This window comes from Candidatus Protochlamydia sp. R18 (assembly GCF_000648255.1).
Lineage (GTDB): Bacteria > Chlamydiota > Chlamydiia > Chlamydiales > Parachlamydiaceae > Protochlamydia > Protochlamydia amoebophila.
The window spans coordinates 1-18,867 of record NZ_BASL01000762.1; the positions used below are offsets into that span (position 1 = coordinate 1).

Consider the following 18,867-nt stretch of genomic DNA (forward strand, 5'->3'; position numbering starts at 1 on the left):
AACCTAAAAAGCCATCTATAAACTTAGCAGAGCAGCATTGCCTGTTGTTAATGGCTGCCTAAAAACCCAAAATTCAGTTTATTAACCTCCTTCAATTGAATAAGCAATTACTTAAAATCAAAGATTCACAGATGATAGGACAGAAAAATAGTTTACTTATGAAGATTTGATTTAAAATCTTACTGATCAAAAACATAAACGATTCCTTTTCGTCTACCCCAAGCTACTAGAAAATCATCCAAAGCATATGTGACATGGGTTAACTCATTTGTAGAAAACGCTGGATCCATACAAAATACTTCTTGTTTTTTTGAATCATACCCTTTCACCACTAATAGGTGTCCTGACTCATAAGGAAGAGCACTGCCTTTTAATGGTCCTTTTATGCTTACTACAACAGGATATCCTTTACGTAATTGATCAACAATTTGATTAAAATTTGTAAAGCGAGCTACAAAGCAATTCCAAGGATTTCCGAGTTTGTGGGAAGCTTGTGCAGTGTTTAAAATCCAGCTCCCATATATATCGAATGCAGAGTCTATAACGGTATCTGCAAATTCAAGCGGTGAGAGATTCAAAGAATTTGATAAAAACCGTATTACAGCAGTTGTAGAAGTTGGTGAGCATAAACGCAAGTGACGTTCATCGGGTAAAGTAATTTGAGAAAGTCCAGCAATTTCTAAGTTAATGAATATATTTTCGAAAGCGGTTGCACTAACTTTATGTGTAGTATGATCTGTAGCAGAAATATGCAACGTTCTAAATTGCTCTAAAGAAGCATTATCTTTCGCTATTACACGAATTCGGAATCCGTTCGCTTTATTGCCTTTTAGAACCTCAACAATATTTTGACAGACTTGTAAGTTTGCTTTAGATAATTTTTTTTTAAATGTATATTGATCATGGGCACCCCAAAACGCATAATCAAGCCATGGAGACCATTTTTTAATAAACAAACTTACTTGAATTAAGTATGACCCCTCTACTGGCCTTTTTGCATCCCAAGATACAATTAATTCATTAAAAGAATTTAATAGCATTTCTTCCCAAACAAAAATATCTTGTTTTTTCTCCGTTACCAAAAGAGATCGATGCATTAATTCACTGGTATGAGCTAAGGAAGTTAATAGTATCATTAAAATTGACCAAAAAAAAATATTTTTCATCAAAAGCCTTGCACCCTAAAAATAAAATTAAATAAAATATATATAAAACTATAGGGTTATATATATTTTAGACTTCTTTTTGTTATCTTAAAAATTTTTTAGTATACGTTTAGGTGAAATTCATGGGTCGAAAGGGAATAGAAAAACATTTCAGATAAAAGAAAATACAGAATTTTAAAATAGAAAGTGTTTTTTTACGTTTTTAAGAAGAATCAATTTTTTAAAAAATTGATTAGAAATGCCCTGCTCTATGAATATCTATAAAAATTCTCCGATGTGCTTTAATTATTGAAAAAAGGCTTATATATAATAGGGTAAGGTAGGCTTTTATTAAGTATTCCCGAGATGGCATTTTTCAGCAAAAATTTTTTATTATTCTGGCTTTCAAAAAATTCTCAGATTTGAAGAATACGGGTAATTAAGTTTATGAAGTACTGGTGTTTGTTATAAAGTGTCCTTCTTGTCTATCACTTAAATTTCTATATTCTGCACAGCTTCGTAATTTATTAACGCGACTAGCATTGATTAATCTCTATCAAAAAATGAACAAAAGGCATCCATAAATGATGTGCATAGCTTTTAAAAACCGTCCTCATTTGATAGAAGAACGTTTTAAGTCGATTTAATCTAGAATGGATTCACACATTAAAGTTTGCCTTGTTAGAATGAAGAATTAACTGAAGGCTTAAACTATCTCTGACTTTGGTAAAAAACTTCTTGTTTTCAGGTATAGTTATTTTAATCGCTGGCATAGCTGGAAAATGTTACCGTCAACATCTGTAAATGTTTGCAACTTAACCTCACCTGGTATTTCAATAATTCCATCAATCAGGTTGATTTGTTTGTGTTCTAATTCTTCACGCGCTTTTTCAATATTATCCACTGTAATTGTTACAATTGCATTAGTTCCAGGCTTATAGCCAAAATCAGCATTAGCCTGAGCTAGGCCTAAACGCGCCCCTTCCTTGCCTGAAAGCTCGGCCCATCCAAAATGTTCATTAAACTCACGAAGTTCGAAGCCCATAATTTCTGTGTAAAATTTAATAGCACTATTAATATTCGAGACAGTAATCCACGCGAGCTGCATACCAATAGGGTTCATAATATTTCCTTTAAAATTTTTTGAGCTTAAAAAAACCGAATGTTTCTTAAGAAACATTCGGTTAGGGATTTGCCGATGACCGGACTCGAACCAGCACTCTATTGCTAGAAGTAGATTTTGAGTCTACCGCGTCTACCATTCCGCCACATCGGCAAATATTGATGTTAATATCATACATATCTGCTCAATTTTGTCAAAAGAATTACCATCGATGAAAATTACCGAATGCTTGACTCCATGAATAATGCACTTTTTCTTTAGTTTCCCAGTCGTAGCGAACTTGCACCGAGAGATAAGGGTAAGAATGACGATTATCGAAGTCTCTTTCTTCACTTTTTTTTATCAACTTTAAAAAAATCTCTTGATTGTACCATGGTTTGGTAGAAACCTTACTGTCTCCTTTTTCATAACGTTTAAATTCTTGAAAATCTTTTAACCCCTTATATTTAGGCATCTCTTGATAATAATTCAAAATCAATTCAATAATCTTTTCAGGCTGATACTCAAGCCCTTGAACGTAAAAATCGACTTCTGCACCAATGAGATGTTTATTAAATTGGTACGATGGGGAAGAATCCACATACACATTATGATCAGGGCAGCAATGACCACATGTAATTACAACTCGTTTATTTGTTTTAACCTGAATGTAATTTAATAAATCAATTAAGATAGGATAAATAAATTCTTTTTGATTTTTAAGAGGAAGACTATGTTTTTGTGGACCCCCACAATCATAATAACGGACTAGTTCTTTTTCTTTTTGAACTAGACGTACAGGATTTAAACTCGTTCCTTTACAACGAAAAAAATCTTTAGTAATTTTTGGATAAGCACCAGATTGATTTTCTTCCCAAGGATAGGTTTTACGTTTAACAAAAATCATTGGTTCAACTTGAATCTGAGAATCTTCGTGGTGACGATAAATATATTCTCCAGTTAATGAAGAAGGAGTAGCTGTGGATTTAGAGGAAGAAGAACAACTAGTAAGAAAAATAAAAAAAATAACCAGAAATTTTAAGGGTAACAGATTTAACTTATTAGCTATGATAACTTGGAACATATGACAATTTGCCCATTTATTTTTGGAATTTGTTATTATATCATTTTTAAAATAAACACTTCTCAAGAAGGTAAATTTCAGTAGATTTATGAATTGGATTCAACATTATCAACTTTTTTTATTTGATTTCGATGGACTTCTGGTCAATACCGAAATTTTACACTTTCAAGCTTATCAAAAAATGTGTGAACAAAGGGGATTTAAAATTACTTGGAGTTTTGAGCAATATTCAGGATTCGCACACCACCATGCCAATGGCTTAAGGGATGCTATATACGCTCAATTCCCAGCCCTTTATCAGCAAGAACCTGAGTGGAACATTTTATATGAAGAAAAGAAAAAAGCTTTTATGAAACTTTTACAAGAAGGCCGTGTACAATTAATGCCAGGTGTTAGCGATCTTTTACTGGCATTAAAAGAAGCTAATATTAATCGGTGTGTCGTTACTCATTCTGCTTTTCAACTTATTAAAACTATTCGAGAACAAAACCCTATTTTAAACTCCATTCCTTATTGGATAACAAGAGAAGATTATATTCACCCCAAACCTGACCCACAGTGTTATTTAACCGCTATCGAAAGATATGCTGAAAAAGAAGATAAAGTAATCGGTTTTGAAGACAGCCCAAGAGGATTAAATGCTCTTTTACAAACTCAAGCGAAAGCTGTTTTAGTTTGCCCTCCTAATTCTCCTTACTTAAATGAAGTATTAGCTCCTGAATTAAGCTATTACCCAAATTTCAATAAGATTACAGAAAATAATCATCCTTAAAAGAATTAAAATTAATCCAAACATCCATTTTCATTTTCGTAAAAAACTTGAATAAGAAAAAGTCCTTCAGGTGGAGCAGCAAGGCTTGCCTGACGACGATTTTTAGCAGCAAAAATCTGATCAATTTCTTCTATAGCTCTTTTATGTGAAGCAACATCCATTAAAGTTCCAACGATGTTTCTTACCATCTTATACAAAAATCCATCCCCTTCAAATTCTAATCGAAGACCTCCTTCGTTTGGTTTGATATCTAAACGATAAAGAGTTCTTACTGGATTTTTAGCTGCAGTTCCTCTGTGAGCTTCATTAGCAAATGAGGTAAAATCATGAGTGCCCGTAAATAAAATAGCCGCTTTTTTTAATATATTTACATCTATTTTTCTTTGGAAATGCCAGCTATATAAACGCTGAAAGGGGTCCATCACTTTATTTAAATGCAAATAATAATGATATTCTTTTCGAATTGCACTGTACTGCGAATGAAACCGAGGTGAAACAGGCTCAACTGCTTTAATACGAATATCGCGCGGCAATAATCCATTTAAGGAAACGTGAAGGCGTGATAGATCGATATAGTCTTGAAAATGAAAATGAGCTACTTGCCCTTTGGCATGGACTCCAGCATCCGTGCGTCCTGAACCAACCAAAACAACTTTTTCTTTTTTTAAAAGAATGCAAAGAGCTTCTTGAATTTTTTGTTGGATGGAAGAAGCATTGGGTTGGATTTGCCATCCGCTGTAGTTCGTTCCATCGTAAGCAATTGTTAATTTATAGCAATGCATGATTTTTTAAAATACTTTGAGCGATCAGAAGATCTTCTGGTGTTGTAATTTTAATATTAAGATAAGATCCCTCAACCACTTTGACTGGTTTATCTATTAATTCCACTAAGGAAACATCATCACTTACAGTTAATTCATTTTTTTGAGCAACAGAAAAACCGTCATAAAGAAGTTTTAGCCTCACAATTTGGGGTGTTTGCATTTCCCAAAGAAATGCGCGATTTGGAGTATTGACGATAAATTGCTTTTCTTCACAAATCTTAATCGTCGCCTTTACTCGTACACCCAATACAGCAGCCCCCCATTTTTCCGCTTCCGCAACAGTTTGTCTAATCCGATCGATTTCAATAAAAGGACGGGCAGAATCATGGATACAAACCAAGGGATTGCCAGCTATTAATTTAATTCCATTCCATAAAGAATCTTGTCTACGCAATCCTGGTCTCGCAAAAATAAGAGGCTTATTCAACTTATAGACTGTAAAAAGTTGTTCGTATTGAGGTTCGCAAACAACAATCATTTGCTCAATTTCAGGCATTGAAGTCAATTTCTCAAAGCTATGTAAAGCAATAGGTTTTTCTTGAATAGTTAGATATTGTTTGGGAATAAGATTTTTCATTCTGGTTCCCATTCCACCAGCTAAAAGAACAACTGTAAAAGGAATTAGTTGATGTTCCATCTTATCCTTGTTTTAAAGTCATCAAGGTCAACTCAGGCGTAGCAAACCAACGAAAATGGATAACACTACCAATCCCACGATTGATGTAAGCCCATTTTTTATCCACGATTTTAAGCCCTCGCTTATATTTTTTGTTCTCAAGTTGAGTAAATTTACTCCAAAAAAATGGAAGGTTAACCTGACCTCCATGCGTATGACCTACTAATATAAGATCTCCGGGATATTTTTTAAGGATTTCAATTGTATCTGGATGATGAGAGAGAATAACGCCTGGATACGCCTTATTGTATTTCCGAAAAGCTTTTTCAGGATCAAAGCGACCCAAAGAATACTCGCCGAGACCACAAATATTCAATTGCTTATTCTTGTGAGAAATAGTTATTGTTTCATTATCGAGCGTTTGAAAAGGAGTTTCTTTCAGCAGCTCGCAAAGCTCTGCATGAATTAGGGCTGATTTTGCAGCGTCAGTCACCTTTCCTGTTAAGCGAATAGAACTCAATAAACGTCCAAACCCTTTTCCGATATTTGAAAAAGAGGAAGGATATTCCACATCATAATCCCCTTTTTCATTTATGGTCACAAAGCGGTCATAATCATGATTACCAAAAATGGTAAAGCAACCCAGGGGAGCCTGTAATTGATTTAAAAAAAATTTTAATTGTTCTTTCTTTTCGATTTTTGAACGGCATATCCAGTCGCCCGTAAAAACAATAATATCGGGTTTCAATCTTTTAATTTTATTAATTAGCTTTTTTTCTAATCTTTTTGAAAATAAGTTGTTCCAGTGTAGATCACTAAATTGAAGAATAGTCAGCCCACTTAAAGACGATGGAAGATTAGCAATAGGCAATGTTAACTTTGAAACACCTAATAATTGTGGTTCAATAAAGCGAGGCCAAATTCCTATAATAGACACGATACACCAGAAATCCCACAGCCATTCACTCCATGTCTTTTTAGTATTCATAACCATTCCATAAACATCGCTTAAAATTATTCTATGATTTTGCCTAATTGAAATTTCGATATTATAGCGGGGAATGGAAAATAAATAAAAGGCAGACTAAGTAAAAAATGCGTCTGTAAACATAAATTTACAGACGCATGGTTAATTTACTTAAAGCTAAAAAGGATAACCGGGGCCAAACAAATTTTATTGTTTAGTACTAGACATTTCAGGTTCTTTTAAATGCTTGGCAATTTTGCTAGTCATTTTAAACATATCAATTGATTGATCTGATCCCAATACTTTACCAAGTTTGGCATCGGGATTGATATTACGTTTATTGGTTTGATCTTGTAATTTATTTTTTTTGATATAATCCCATACACGTTTGGTCACTTCAGTTCTTGGCATAGGGCCATTTCCAACGATTTCAGCAAGAACTTCGCTAACTTGCACGGGTCTCATAAACGCAGAATTTTTTTTGTCTTTAGTATCTTTTGTCATCCTAAATCTCCTTTGATATTGATGAACATTATTAAATGAGACACTGAGTCATCTTATTCGAATTCTTTTATTATCTCTGTTGGATTTTCTAGTCAAAACATTTTGTTTAGCAAGAATAAAAATCCAAAATGCAGATTAAAAAAGTACTTTAACAGAAAACAAAGATCCTTAGATACTCAAAACAAAAGAATTTTACTGTTAAATGGCAAGTCTCTCTTCTATTTTGATTTATAGGCCTCTTCTAATCAATAAATAATTTTTAACATGGTATAAAATTTATAATTAGGGCATCCTTTCACGTTTCATTGTTAAGATCTGATCGGAATAGGGTTTTAGAATGTATATTGTTGGAGCAAAATGAGTGTAAATTTAGAGCAGCAAATTCGAGATTTGCGATATTTGGTAACCAAACTGCAAAAAACGCAAACGACATTTGAAAAAAATCTTATCTTCAATAACCTTTCAGTTGTCATTGATTTTCTTCAAGCAAACCCTGCCCTAAAAAAAATGATAAATACCTTAAGTCCTGAGGGAGAATGTGCACTCAAATCTTTGATCGCGATCGGTCAAGGCCCTATTATTCTCCGCGATTTCATTGACCAAGATGAAAAATGTCTTAATCTATTGAAAAAATTGATGCACCAACTTGTTAGGATTGATGAATTTTATGCTTATATGGGAGGAATTGCTGGTTATCATTTAACAATCTTATCCATGATTTCTTCTCAAAAAACAAAAAAAAATCCCATTCTCAACAACGTTAATTATATTAAGCCAGAAGGACTTTATTTAGGTAAAGAAACACCCCTAGTTAAAGAAATAATTACAACAGGGATAGAAAATCTAGATAAAATTGCTGAAATTTACCCAGTGGGTGGAGCGGGAGATCGGCTTAATCTTATTGACGAAACTACCTCAACTCCACTTCCCGCAGCTGTTTTACCTTTTTTAGGGAAAACCCTACTAGAAGGATTAATCAGAGATTTACAAGCAAGAGAATATCTTTACTTTAAACTTTACAATCGGCAAATCCAAACACCTATCGCCATGATGACCTCAATGGAAAAAAATAATCATGCGCATATTTTAGACATTTGCCAACATTCAAACTGGTTCGGTAGATCTGCAGAACTCTTTCATTTTTTTATTCAACCTCTTGTTCCTGTTGTTACAGAAGAAGGAAATTGGTCTTTATCAGCTCTCTTAACTTTAAACTTGAAACCTGGAGGACACGGAGTCATCTGGAAGTTAGCTGAAGAACAAGGAGTGTTTGCTTGGCTACATGAAATCGGAATTCATCAAGCATTAGTCAGGCAAATCAATAACCCTCTAGCTAGTGTAGATAACTCAATCTTTGGTTTAATCGGCATTGGCTGTAAAAAGAAAAAAGCTTTTGGTTTTCTTTCTTGCGAGCGCTTACTTAATAGTGCCGAAGGCACAAACGTTGTTATTGAAACCTACTACCCAGACTTTTTTGAATATCGCTTAACGAATATAGAATATACAGATTTTACTTTACGTGGCATCGGGGAAGAACCTGCTGAAAAAGGAAGTTCTTTTTCGATCTACCCTACAAATACCAATATTTTATTTGTCCATATCCCTGCTATACAAGATGCGTTAAGACTCTGCCCCATTCCCGGACAATTAATTAATATGAAAGCTAAGGTTCCTTATATAGATGCACAGGGAGCTATTTCTCAAATTTCTGGTGGAAGACTTGAATCGACCATGCAAAATATTGCCGATTACATGATGGATCGCTTTCCGAACCCATTATCAAAGGAAAGCTTAAAAAAAGAATTAAAGACCTTTATCGTATTTAACGATCGCTGTAAAACCATTTCTACAACAAAAAACTCTTATAAACCTGCAGAATCGCCTATTTCCACTCCTGAAAATGCTTACTATGATGTTTTATTAAATAATCAAAGATTATTAGCATCCTATTGTCAAATCACAGTCCCCCCTGAGCAATTTTTTGAAGATCAACTTCAAAATGGACCTTCTTGCCTATTTCTCTTTCATCCTGCATTAGGTCCTCTTTATTCTATTATTCAACAAAAAATAAGCTTTGGGCGTCTCTCAAAAGGTTCGGAGCTCCAAGTCGAATTAGCAGAAGTAGATTTAAAACAAATTGATCTTGAAGGAAGTTTAATTCTTGAATCTTCTACACCACTTGGACAGTATAATGAACAAGGTATTCTCCATTACGGTAAAGAACCCCGCTGCTCCCTTCATCATGTGACAATTAGAAATCGAGGAATTGATTTTCAAAATACGCAACAATTTTGGAAAAACGATCTAGTTAGGCATGAATGTATGAAAGTGGTTTTGAAAGAAGGGGCAGAGTTTTATGCTGAGCATCTTACAATAGTTGGGAATCAATGTTTTGAAGTTCCTGCTCATCATCGTTTAACTTTGAAATCGACTTCTGGAAATAATTGGATCGAAGAATTGACTCCAATCCAACAACCGACTTGGACATGGCTTTACCAAATCGATTCGAACAATACCATCCAACTCACTAAAAAATTCAACTCAAATTTTTAGATTTTCAGCTTGAACTTGGGCTTGGTAAAGCGATGGAGTAGGTCACGTTTTGGTTCATCTTGCTTACTGCTAATTGAACATTTTCTAAAGCTTTTTTTAAATCAGTATATTCTTTTTGATAAGTGTTTAAATCTTGTTCTGTTTTCTCGATTAAACTTTTAATAAATAATTCATATCTAGGAAGCCTTTGAACCATTGTAACGGCTATCGATTCGAAATGGTTATTCAACTCTTCTTTTAGTTTATCGTTCAATTTTTCTTTCAATTTATTCGAGGGAAGCTTTCTTAAACAACTCAAATAGCGATTATAATAATGAGGAACGTTAATAAATGTTTGATAATTTAACCCCATCAAAATTCCTATAATCGTTTGAAAATTTGATTTGGTTTGAGATTTGTGTTGTAAAGCTTGAATGAAAAATTCAGAATAAAGCTTCAGTTTGTGAGCTTCCCCTAACAAATTCTCTAAAACTTGTTTGATTTGCAGTTCTGATTTATCAAGAAATTTAAAAAATTTTCCTTGGTGTACAATCATTTCTCTTAAATTTTCTAGTTTTTCTAAATTTCCAAAAAAGGTTTGTTCTGTCTCTATGATTTCTAAAAGAATTGAAGCGATTGCTTCATTCTTCTCTTCGATGGCAATAATGGGGCTAGTTTTTTCAACCTCAGATTTTTTTATTGGTATTATTTGTAAACAGGTAGAAGAGGGAGTGTTTTTTATATTTTTTTCTTTCTTTATACTTGATCCAAAAAAAATAGGCAGAGAATCAGATCTTGCCTTTCTTGTATGAATGGGTGAACTATCATTTTCCAATTCACTTTTGGAAATTTGCTCTATTACAGGCTCTTTATTGGAATCTTTCCTAATAAGACCTGGCATAATTTTGTCACCAATTTGTTCTTGCACAAGTTTGACTCGACTCTGTTGCAAACTCGCTGATGAGTGAGTGGAAGAGGAGGAAACTGATCTTCCTTGTAATTCGCCTGTTGGGTTCGATGCTCTGTCAAAATTGACATTCTCAACGAGATTTGATCTTTTGACTTCTTGCGATGGATGCATTTTTAACCTATTATTTTATTAAAAATAATTTAAATTAATTTAATATTTTAAATTAAAAAAAATAAATTTTTCAATATAAAACAATCAATAAAAAATAATAGTTTATTCATTGTGAATATTTTTGTTTTTAGAAAATTCAAAAAAAGATATGCTTATTACTTTTTAAATGCGGCCATGGCGGAATTGGTAGACGCGCTAGATTCAGGTTCTAGTCGGGGTAACTCGGTGGATGTTCGAGTCATCTTGGCCGCAATTCTTTATCCATTCAGATATCTATTGTTCTTTTACTCCATGCAATTCGCTTGAAATGTTTCCTTAAATCCATTAAATTTGATTCTCTCCCAACCATTTTGGAAATCAATCATCTATGCATCACCACAATTTAAACAATATCCGCAATTTCTCAATCATTGCTCATATAGATCACGGAAAATCTACACTTGCTGATCGTCTACTAGAGTTAACGAATACAGTTGCTGCCCGCGATATGCAAGAGCAATTGTTAGATGACATGGATCTGGAAAGAGAAAGAGGCATTACGATCAAAGCCCACCCTGTCACAATGTATTATAAAGGGAATGATGGGCAAACTTATCAAATTAACCTCATTGACACTCCAGGCCACGTTGACTTTACTTATGAAGTTTCGCGTTCTTTAGCGGCCTGTGAAGGAGCCATCCTTGTTGTTGATGCAGGTCAAGGCGTGCAAGCACAGAGCCTAGCCAACGTGCATTTAGCTTTGGAAAGAAATCTAGAAATTGTTCCTGTTATCAACAAAATTGATCTTCCAGCAGCCGATGTGGAAGGAGTGCGTAAACAAATCGAAGATGTGATTGGATTAGATGCCTCAGATGCAATTGGTTGTTCCGCAAAATCTGGTTTAGGTGTCAAAGATGTTCTTGAGAGAATTCTCACAGCAGTACCTCCTCCCCAAGAGCCAAAAGACAATTTATTAAGAGCGCTTGTTTTTGACTCTCACTACGATGTTTATCGAGGTGTCATGGTTTATATTCGTGTCATGAGTGGAGAAATCAAGCGGGGCTCACTCATTAAAATGATGGCCACCAACAAAAACTTTGAAGTATTAGAAGTGGGAATGTTTACCCCTAAAGAAAAACCTGTTGATCAACTCCGACCCGGAGAAGTCGGTTATATGATTGCCAATATCAAAACCCCTTCTGATGTCAAAATTGGCGATACCATTACTCTGCAAAAATATCCTGCTCCTGAAGCACTTCCAGGTTTTAAAATCATTTCTCCCGTAGTCTTTGCAGGAATCTATCCCATTGACGCAACAGATTTTGAAGGGCTCAGAGATGCATTAGGTAAGCTTCAATTGAATGATTCTGCTTTGCATATTGAGCAAGAAAGTAGTACAGCACTTGGTTTTGGTTTTCGATGTGGATTTCTTGGGTTGCTACACTTAGAGATAGTTTTTGAGCGAATTCAAAGAGAATTTAACATTGATATTATTTCTACAGCTCCTAGTGTTATTTATCGTTTTACACTTGATGATGGAGTAGTCAAAACTGTTGACAACCCCGCTCATTACCCAGATCCCACATTTATTCGAATGGTCGAAGAACCATGGGTAAAATGTCACATTATGATTCCATCTGAATATTTGGGAGCTATCATGAACCTAGGAATGGATAAACGAGGAGTCTGCACGAAAACAGAAACCATGGATGCTCGTAGATTATTATTAACATATCGTCTTCCTCTCAATGAAATCATTACAGACTTTAATGACAAGTTAAAATCGATTACGAAAGGTTATGGATCGTTTGATTATGAATTTGATTGCTATGAACCAAGTGAAATAATCAAACTTGAAATTCGTGTTAATGAAGAACCTGTTGATGCCTTTTCTTGCTTAGTACACAGAACTAAAGCAGAGAGTAAAGGACGAGCTATCTGTGCTAAATTAGTTGAAGTTATTCCCATGCAACTCTTTAAGGTTCCTATTCAAGCAGCTATTGGCGGAAAAGTTGTGGCGCGAGAAACAATTCGAGCAATCACCAAAAATGTTACAGCAAAATGCTACGGGGGAGACATTTCTCGTAAACGTAAATTATGGGAAAAGCAAAAAAAGGGTAAAAAACGGATGAAGGAAATCGGAAAAGTAAACATTCCACAAAGTGCCTTTATGGAAGTATTAAAAGCTGGAGATTAATTTTGGATAATTGGCAAAAGATAAATCTATTCGATCAAATCCATTTACGTTATTCTTTTGCAAATTTCTAGAGGGTCTATGTTGATTGATCACGCTGTTATACCATTGCAAGAAAGTTCTAGCCATTTCTTACCATCGCAACTAGAGAGTTTAAATTTTTCTCGCATCCCACAACACATCGCCATTATTCCTGACGGCAATCGACGTTGGGCAAGAAAACGATTATCCAGCTCAAATGAAGGACACCGAGAAGGAGCTGATATTTTAATGGAAACCGTTAAAGCGGCAAAGGAACTTGGAATTAAAGCAATTACATTCTATACATTTTCTACTGAAAACTGGTCTCGTTCATTTGATGAAATTTCTGCTCTCATGCTTTTATTTGCCTCTTATCTAAGCGAACAATGTGATTCAATGATTCAAAATGGAATTAAATTAGAAACCATCGGTGAGCTTGATCCTCTTCCTGAATTTTTAAAAGACACTTTGAAGGAAACAAAAAAAGCTACTTGTGCATGTGATCAAATTGATTTAATTCTTGCTATGAACTACGGTTCTCGCAATGAACTACAACGGGCTTTTACGAGGATATTAGATGAAGTCGAACAGGGAAATTTGAAAAAAGAAGAAGTGAACGAAACAACTATCGCTCAATATTTAGACACCCATCAATGGCCAGATCCTGAGCTATTAATTCGAACAAGTGGTGAAATGAGAATTAGTAATTTTCTTCTTTGGCAAATTTCTTATACAGAAATTTATATTGCACCTGTTCTTTGGCCAGATTTTACTCCTAACCATCTTCTGGAAGCCATCGTCGATTATCAGAAAAGAGAAAGAAGATGGGGAGGCGTATAAATTGGTAAATCAGTTTAAACAACGAGTTGTCACAAGCAGCGTGACTATTTTCTTAGTCATTATCTCGATTTATTTTTCTCATGTTCCTTACTTTAAACCTATTTTTGTATTACTTAATGCAGCAATTATCTCATTGGCTCTTCTCGAGTATTATCAATTGGCACATTATAAAGGATTTCAACCTTTAAATTTATTAGGTGTAGGAACAACAACAGCTTATGTCATCAGCAGTTTTTACGCTGGACAAGAACCCAATTTATCTGATCTTCCTCTTTTTGTTTTATTAGGCTGTCTTCTACTATTTTTTTTAGCCTATTTTAATAAACAGTTAGAACCCTTAGGTAATATTGCTGTCAACCTATTTGGAATTGGCTATATCGTCATCCCTTTGACATGTGCTTTGCAAATCAATTATTTTTCATCTCCTCATATATCTGATGGACGTTTGTGGCTCGCCTATGCACTTGCTGTTACCAAAATGACAGATGTTGGTGGATATATAAGCGGAAAAATTTTCGGAAAAATCAAATTAGCTTCTCATATTAGCCCCAAAAAAACTATCGAAGGTTCCGTTGGAGGTTTAATATTGTCTCTTTTGACTAGCCTAGCTTTTTATTATTTTGTATTCCCTTTTAAACATCCAATCTCCTTTTGGCAAAGTATATGGCTAGGATTAGTCATCAGTGTACTTTCTCAATTCGGAGACTTATCTGAATCCATCTTAAAGAGAGACGCTGGGGTCAAAGATAGCAGTCAACTACCGGGTTTAGGGGGCATTCTTGATATGACAGATTCTCTTGTTTTTACCTTGCCTTTAGTGTATCTTTGGCTAAAAGTTTCATGACATGAGTAAAATCTTTCCTCTATAATATGAGGATATTAAATATGAGAAATTTATGATCATTACTATTGATGGACCTGTTGCAACAGGAAAAAGTACAATTGCAAAAAAACTTGCGGAATCTATTGGTTTTATTTTTTTTGATACAGGCGCTATGTACCGTGCTCTTACATTTGGAATCTTAAAAAATCAAATTGATCTTTCCGATCCTGATACTCTTCAAAACTATCTTGACCACTTTCAATTTGATATCAAAGTGATTCATCATGACAGGCATTATTTTGTTGATAAAGAAGATGTCTCCAAGCTTATTCGCGGAAAAGAAGTCACTTCATCTGTTTCTAAAGTCTCTGCCATTAAAGCTGTTCGAGAAAAACTCATGGCAATTCAACGCGAGCTTGCGGAGGGGGTAAATGCTGTGTTTGAAGGTCGCGATATGGGAACTGTTGTTTTTCCTAATGCGACCATCAAAATTTTTCTGACTGGACGCAATGATGTGCGTGCGAAAAGACGGTATGATGAATTAACCTCAAAATTCCCCGAGGAAACAAAAGAACTTACTTTAGAAAAATGTTTGGAAGAAATCACTAAACGAGATAACTATGATTCTACTCGTGAATACTCTCCTTTATGCCAAGCAGAAGATGCTTTTGTTATCGATACTTCTGATTTAAGCATCGATGAGGTTGTTTATAAAATATTAGAATATAAAGACACCATTAAGACGAAACGGCCAAGTTAGACTTTTAACACAAAATGAATCCATTATATAGATTTTCCACTTTTATCCTTCGGTTAGGCTTTCGCTTTTTTTATCATTTTCGATTATTTGGAAAAGAAAATTTACCGACTGGCAAATCCATTTTAGCTCCTAATCACACCTCTCTTATGGATCCTCCTTTGATGATGCGAACAGCTTGGCCCGAAGAGGTTCATTTTTTAGCTCATACCCATTTATTTACTTTTTTTTCAAAAACGCTTTTAAAAGCATTTAATGCTCATCCCACTAAAGACCTACATTCCTTTCGAGTCTTACAACAACTTCTTTGCCAAGACAAAAAAGTTGTTATTTTTCCCGAAGGGGGGATTTCTAGAACAGGAGAATTGATCCCTTTTCATACAGGACTTGCTAGACTTGCTCTTCGTACGCGCTCTCCCATTATACCCACATACATTTCAGGAACATTCCAAGCTTGGCCAAGAACACATTCTTTTCCTAGCTTTGGACACCCCATTGTTTGTGTATTTGGAAAGCCGATTGCTATAGAACCCTTTCTTGAATCGAATGCTAAAGAAGCTAGCCAAGAATTGACAACAGTCGTCAGACACAAAATTGAAGCTCTCAAACAATGGTCTGACAACGGCTGTATAGGAAACATTCCTAGCTAAAATTCATAGGATTAAGCGTTGTACGAACCTGAACTCACCTTTCCACCGGTGCCTGACCAATCTGTATGGAAATATTGCCCTCGAGCCCGATCTCCTCGTTCATAGGTATGAGCCCCAAAGAAATCTCTTTGAGCTTGTAAGAGATTGGCAGGTAATTTTGCTGTGCGATAACCATCGTAAAACACCAAGGCAGTATTAAAACAAGGAGTAGCAATTCCAAGCTCAACTGATTTAGAAACGACTTTTCTCCACCCTTTTTGCCGCTTTTGAATTTCTTGAAGAAAGTATTCATCGAGAAGTAAACTCTTGAGGTTTGGATTTAGTTTAAATGCTTCTTTAATTTTGCCCAAAAATTGACTGCGGATAATACATCCACCACGCCACATTAAGGCAATTGCCCCATAATTAAGTTGCCATTTATATTCTGCTGCCGCTTGTTGCATTAACATAAAACCTTGAGTATAACTAATGATTTTTGAGGAATAAAGAGCTTCTCGAATTGCTTGAATAAACTCTTCTCTATTTCCTTCAAATTTGGTATCAGGCCCTTTCAATAACTCGCTAGCAGCTACCCGTTCATCTTTTAAAGCAGACAAACATCTTGCAAAAACTGCCTCTCCAATTAATGTTAAAGGCATTCCTAAATCCAAAGCATTAATCACTGTCCATTTTCCTGTGCCTTTTTGGCCTGCAACGTCTAAAATTTTATCTACAAGGGGTTTTCCGTCTTCATCATTCACTTTAAATATTTTCGAAGTGATTTCGATTAAATAGCTATCCAAATCTCCTTTATTCCAATCTGCAAACACCTGATATAATTCGTTTTGATTAAGATGAAGAGCTTCTTTCAACAAATAATAAGCTTCTGAAATCAGCTGCATGTCGCCATACTCGATCCCATTATGAACCATTTTAACGTAATGCCCAGCTCCTTGATCGCCTACCCAATCACAACAAGGTTCTCCTTCAACTTTAGCACTGATGGATTGAAAAATTTCTTTAATATGTGGCCATCCCTCAGGGTTTCCTCCTGGCATAATAGAAGGACCATGACGAGCTCCCTCCTCCCCTCCAGAAATTCCCGTTCCAATAAAAATAATTCCTTTTTCTTTCAAACTATTACAACGGCGATTTGTGTCTGTAAATAAGCTATTTCCTCCATCGATAAGTATGTCACCTTTTTCAAGGTAAGGAAGACATTGCTCAATAAAATTATCGACAGGTTCACCCGCTTTAACCATTAGCATCACACGGCGTGGCCGTTTCAACTGACTAATCAAATCTTTTAATGAATGGGCCCCAATGACTTTTGTGCCTTTTGCTGGCCCATCTAAAAATTCATCTACCTTGGAAGTTGTCCTGTTATAAACAGCAACCGTGTATCCATGATCGTTCATATTAAGAACGAGATTTTGTCCCATTACGGCTAGACCGATTAAACCAATATCTGCTTGTGTCATGTGCATGTCCTTCGTTAAGAGGTTATTAATGCGGATTTTGAATAATAAAAGATTAAAAAGATAATGTTTTTTGCCATCCAATTCTATTTAATAAAAGTGATAGAGGCTTAAGCAATTAATAAAAAGGTACAACCAAATCTTATCTGTTTCAAAATAATTTAAAATCTTAACACCTATTTTGACAACATACGCAAGATAAAATTACCCATCGAAGGAAAAATTGCTTTTTTTGTTTTTTTTTTGATTAAAAACCTTTATTAAATTTTTGAATATACTTTTCACAAGCTTTTTATTTACAATCAATTAAAAAAATATCCTGATGTTCCTTAATTCTATTAGCAAGGATATTTATCTTAATTTATGAAAAATGATAAACTGCTTTGACATTTGCTAATGTGAAGAATATTCAGAGCTGAGTAATTTTTTTGACTTTTACATTTGAATATTGGATTAAATGTTTTCCATTATGTTCTCGTAGCTCAGGTGGATAGAGCGGTTGCCTCCTAAGCAACAGGCCGCGCGTTCGAGTCGCGCCGAGGACAATTCATCAAGGAGAATTACTTCAGTTTGATCAAATCTGCTTCACACAAACTTTTTAACCACTTATGCTTGGTTTTATCGTCAATATACGAATTTTTTCTTGAATAAGCAATCCGATACAAACCTCGTGGAGTTCTAATAAGTCTGACAATTTCATTTTCAAATTGATTCGTTTTATTAAGAGGGATAAAAGACTCATAAATTACATCATTATCTGTCACCTGTATAGGAGTCAATTTAGCCTTGCCCCCATAATTTTTTCTCATCAATTCTTTAACAGCATTCATACTGCTCAAGGCTGTTTTAAAATCTCGATTTAATATTTTTTTGGACATAAACGAAATAGTAAAAATTTGCGACCAATGAGTAACAGTTTCATTTAATGGGACAGACTCAATAATATACTCGTCAATACTCACCTGATGATTATCTATTTTCCAATAATTCCTCTCTTCTTTTGGTAAATGAATACTGTATAACTCTTGAAAAGTCGAAAATAAGTTTTTTAAGGATTGGATAGCTTTTTCATTTCCTTGCAATGCCGCTTGTGAAATCCAGTATAGAGAGGTAAGAGAATTTCTTTCGACTTTCAAGCCTATTTGATACATCTTTCCTAAAGTCAGTTGAGCCTCAACTTGACCTTGCTCCGCCGCTATTTCAAGCCATTCAACACCTTTAAGACAATCCTCTTTTTCGCCATTCATTAATAACATGCCAAGCTTGAACTGGGCGTTCATATCCCCTTCAAGAGCTAAAGAAGTTAATTTTTCTTGAAGTGTTTCTCGAATAGGCAAACTAACCGTTTTATTCAAATTTTTTTCTTCTAAAAACCCTTGTGAAGCATTAACTAGCCAGCTGTAAGACAATGTAGATAAAATAAGTAACTTATTGAAAGAAAATGACATCATTGACTCCTTTAATTAGGATAAAATGAGAATCTAATTATTAATCGATTAAAATTTAGAGAATTAAAAAT

General features: G+C 34.7%; 17 protein-coding genes and 3 tRNA genes. 9 read left to right on the forward strand and 11 right to left on the reverse strand.

The genetic code is table 11. The features are described 5' to 3' along the window. Window positions 1-179 precede the first annotated feature (179 nt). From TY19_RS10015 to TY19_RS10030, 4 genes are all read right to left on the reverse strand, one after another. A complete protein-coding gene (locus tag TY19_RS10015; protein ID WP_042282207.1) occupies window positions 180-1,166 on the reverse strand; it encodes a peptidase C39 family protein in 987 nt (328 codons plus the stop codon). A gap of 733 nt (window positions 1,167-1,899) precedes the next feature. After that, window positions 1,900-2,268 carry a VOC family protein gene (locus tag TY19_RS13050; protein WP_039356575.1) on the reverse strand — a complete coding sequence of 123 codons (369 nt, stop codon included), beginning with the start codon at window positions 2,266-2,268 and terminating at the stop codon, window positions 1,900-1,902. 70 nt (window positions 2,269-2,338) lie between these two features. Next, window positions 2,339-2,421 (reverse strand) — tRNA-Leu (locus tag TY19_RS10025). Window positions 2,422-2,470: 49 nt separating this feature from the next. Continuing rightward, complete coding sequence (locus tag TY19_RS10030; protein ID WP_042282209.1) at window positions 2,471-3,331, reverse strand: hypothetical protein; 861 nt, start codon at window positions 3,329-3,331, stop codon at window positions 2,471-2,473. Between the two features lie 88 nt (window positions 3,332-3,419). Between TY19_RS10030 and TY19_RS10035 the strand changes: the two genes are divergently transcribed. After that, window positions 3,420-4,103 (forward strand): HAD family hydrolase, encoded by a 684-nt coding sequence (locus TY19_RS10035; RefSeq protein WP_039356546.1) that lies wholly within the window; start codon window positions 3,420-3,422, stop codon window positions 4,101-4,103. Window positions 4,104-4,114: 11 nt separating this feature from the next. On the opposite strand, the gene truA is transcribed toward TY19_RS10035, so the two are convergent. The 4 genes from truA to TY19_RS10055 form a co-directional block, all read right to left on the reverse strand. Next, window positions 4,115-4,885 (reverse strand): tRNA pseudouridine(38-40) synthase TruA, encoded by a 771-nt coding sequence (truA, locus tag TY19_RS10040; RefSeq protein WP_039356543.1) that lies wholly within the window; start codon window positions 4,883-4,885, stop codon window positions 4,115-4,117. Beyond that, window positions 4,872-5,564, reverse strand: a complete 693-nt coding sequence (gene ispD, locus TY19_RS10045) for a 2-C-methyl-D-erythritol 4-phosphate cytidylyltransferase (RefSeq protein WP_042282211.1) — start codon at window positions 5,562-5,564, stop codon at window positions 4,872-4,874. The genes truA and ispD overlap by 14 nt, the downstream gene beginning before the upstream one ends. A 1-nt stretch (window position 5,565) precedes the next feature. Continuing rightward, entirely contained in the window at window positions 5,566-6,531 is a 966-nt protein-coding gene (gene lpxG / locus TY19_RS10050; protein ID WP_052354902.1) for a UDP-2,3-diacylglucosamine diphosphatase LpxG, read from the reverse strand. Window positions 6,532-6,717: 186 nt separating this feature from the next. Continuing rightward, window positions 6,718-7,014 (reverse strand): SWIB/MDM2 domain-containing protein, encoded by a 297-nt coding sequence (locus TY19_RS10055; protein WP_011174875.1) that lies wholly within the window; start codon window positions 7,012-7,014, stop codon window positions 6,718-6,720. A 357-nt stretch (window positions 7,015-7,371) separates the two neighbouring features. Here TY19_RS10055 and TY19_RS10060 point away from each other — a divergent pair, with 357 nt between their 5' ends. Further along, complete coding sequence (locus TY19_RS10060; RefSeq protein ID WP_052354903.1) at window positions 7,372-9,567, forward strand: UTP--glucose-1-phosphate uridylyltransferase; 2,196 nt, start codon at window positions 7,372-7,374, stop codon at window positions 9,565-9,567. Between the two features lie 4 nt (window positions 9,568-9,571). Here TY19_RS10060 and TY19_RS10065 read toward each other — a convergent pair whose 3' ends face one another. Beyond that, entirely contained in the window at window positions 9,572-10,627 is a 1,056-nt protein-coding gene (locus TY19_RS10065; RefSeq protein WP_042282213.1) for a RhoGEF domain-containing protein, read from the reverse strand. Between the two features lie 168 nt (window positions 10,628-10,795). On the opposite strand from TY19_RS10065, the gene TY19_RS10070 reads away from it, so the two are divergent. The 6 genes from TY19_RS10070 to TY19_RS10095 all read left to right on the forward strand — a co-directional run bounded on the left by TY19_RS10070 (window position 10,796) and on the right by TY19_RS10095 (window position 15,891). Beyond that, a tRNA-Leu gene (locus TY19_RS10070) sits at window positions 10,796-10,879 on the forward strand. A 115-nt stretch (window positions 10,880-10,994) separates the two neighbouring features. Continuing rightward, on the forward strand, window positions 10,995-12,803 hold the full coding sequence (lepA, locus tag TY19_RS10075; protein ID WP_042282216.1) for a translation elongation factor 4: 1,809 nt from the start codon (window positions 10,995-10,997) through the stop codon (window positions 12,801-12,803). A gap of 78 nt (window positions 12,804-12,881) precedes the next feature. Further along, complete coding sequence (uppS, locus tag TY19_RS10080; protein WP_039356528.1) at window positions 12,882-13,661, forward strand: polyprenyl diphosphate synthase; 780 nt, start codon at window positions 12,882-12,884, stop codon at window positions 13,659-13,661. A 1-nt stretch (window position 13,662) separates the two neighbouring features. Beyond that, window positions 13,663-14,505 carry a phosphatidate cytidylyltransferase gene (locus TY19_RS10085; RefSeq protein ID WP_042282218.1) on the forward strand — a complete coding sequence of 281 codons (843 nt, stop codon included), beginning with the start codon at window positions 13,663-13,665 and terminating at the stop codon, window positions 14,503-14,505. A gap of 52 nt (window positions 14,506-14,557) precedes the next feature. Further along, on the forward strand, window positions 14,558-15,244 hold the full coding sequence (cmk, locus tag TY19_RS10090) for a (d)CMP kinase (RefSeq protein ID WP_042282222.1): 687 nt from the start codon (window positions 14,558-14,560) through the stop codon (window positions 15,242-15,244). A gap of 14 nt (window positions 15,245-15,258) precedes the next feature. After that, window positions 15,259-15,891, forward strand: a complete 633-nt coding sequence (locus tag TY19_RS10095) for a lysophospholipid acyltransferase family protein (protein ID WP_052236263.1) — start codon at window positions 15,259-15,261, stop codon at window positions 15,889-15,891. Between the two features lie 11 nt (window positions 15,892-15,902). Here the strand turns inward: TY19_RS10095 and gnd are convergent, their stop codons facing one another. Further along, window positions 15,903-17,357, reverse strand: a complete 1,455-nt coding sequence (gene gnd / locus TY19_RS10100; protein WP_445082254.1) for a decarboxylating NADP(+)-dependent phosphogluconate dehydrogenase — start codon at window positions 17,355-17,357, stop codon at window positions 15,903-15,905. Window positions 17,358-17,819: 462 nt separating this feature from the next. Here gnd and TY19_RS10105 point away from each other — a divergent pair. Further along, window positions 17,820-17,893, forward strand: a tRNA-Arg gene (locus TY19_RS10105). Window positions 17,894-17,908: 15 nt separating this feature from the next. Here the strand turns inward: TY19_RS10105 and TY19_RS11920 are convergent. Then, window positions 17,909-18,796: a tetratricopeptide repeat protein gene (locus TY19_RS11920; protein ID WP_052354904.1), complete on the reverse strand. Its 888-nt coding sequence runs from the start codon at window positions 18,794-18,796 to the stop codon at window positions 17,909-17,911. Between the last annotated feature and the right edge of the window lie 71 nt (window positions 18,797-18,867).

Coding starts and splice junctions, on each gene's coding strand:
- lpxG (WP_052354902.1), bottom strand. CDS start 6,531: ATGAATACTAAAAAGACATGGAGTGAATGGCTGTGGGATTTCTGGTGT.
- ispD (WP_042282211.1), bottom strand. CDS start 5,564: ATGGAACATCAACTAATTCCTTTTACAGTTGTTCTTTTAGCTGGTGGA.
- TY19_RS10015 (WP_042282207.1), bottom strand. CDS start 1,166: ATGAAAAATATTTTTTTTTGGTCAATTTTAATGATACTATTAACTTCC.
- gnd (WP_445082254.1), bottom strand. CDS start 17,357: ATGCACATGACACAAGCAGATATTGGTTTAATCGGTCTAGCCGTAATG.
- TY19_RS11920 (WP_052354904.1), bottom strand. CDS start 18,796: ATGTCATTTTCTTTCAATAAGTTACTTATTTTATCTACATTGTCTTAC.
- TY19_RS10055 (WP_011174875.1), bottom strand. CDS start 7,014: ATGACAAAAGATACTAAAGACAAAAAAAATTCTGCGTTTATGAGACCC.
- cmk (WP_042282222.1), top strand. CDS start 14,558: ATGATCATTACTATTGATGGACCTGTTGCAACAGGAAAAAGTACAATT.
- lepA (WP_042282216.1), top strand. CDS start 10,995: ATGCATCACCACAATTTAAACAATATCCGCAATTTCTCAATCATTGCT.
- TY19_RS10035 (WP_039356546.1), top strand. CDS start 3,420: ATGAATTGGATTCAACATTATCAACTTTTTTTATTTGATTTCGATGGA.
- TY19_RS10065 (WP_042282213.1), bottom strand. CDS start 10,627: ATGCATCCATCGCAAGAAGTCAAAAGATCAAATCTCGTTGAGAATGTC.
- TY19_RS10030 (WP_042282209.1), bottom strand. CDS start 3,331: ATGTTCCAAGTTATCATAGCTAATAAGTTAAATCTGTTACCCTTAAAA.
- TY19_RS10095 (WP_052236263.1), top strand. CDS start 15,259: ATGAATCCATTATATAGATTTTCCACTTTTATCCTTCGGTTAGGCTTT.
- uppS (WP_039356528.1), top strand. CDS start 12,882: ATGTTGATTGATCACGCTGTTATACCATTGCAAGAAAGTTCTAGCCAT.
- truA (WP_039356543.1), bottom strand. CDS start 4,885: ATGCATTGCTATAAATTAACAATTGCTTACGATGGAACGAACTACAGC.
- TY19_RS10060 (WP_052354903.1), top strand. CDS start 7,372: ATGAGTGTAAATTTAGAGCAGCAAATTCGAGATTTGCGATATTTGGTA.
- TY19_RS13050 (WP_039356575.1), bottom strand. CDS start 2,268: ATGAACCCTATTGGTATGCAGCTCGCGTGGATTACTGTCTCGAATATT.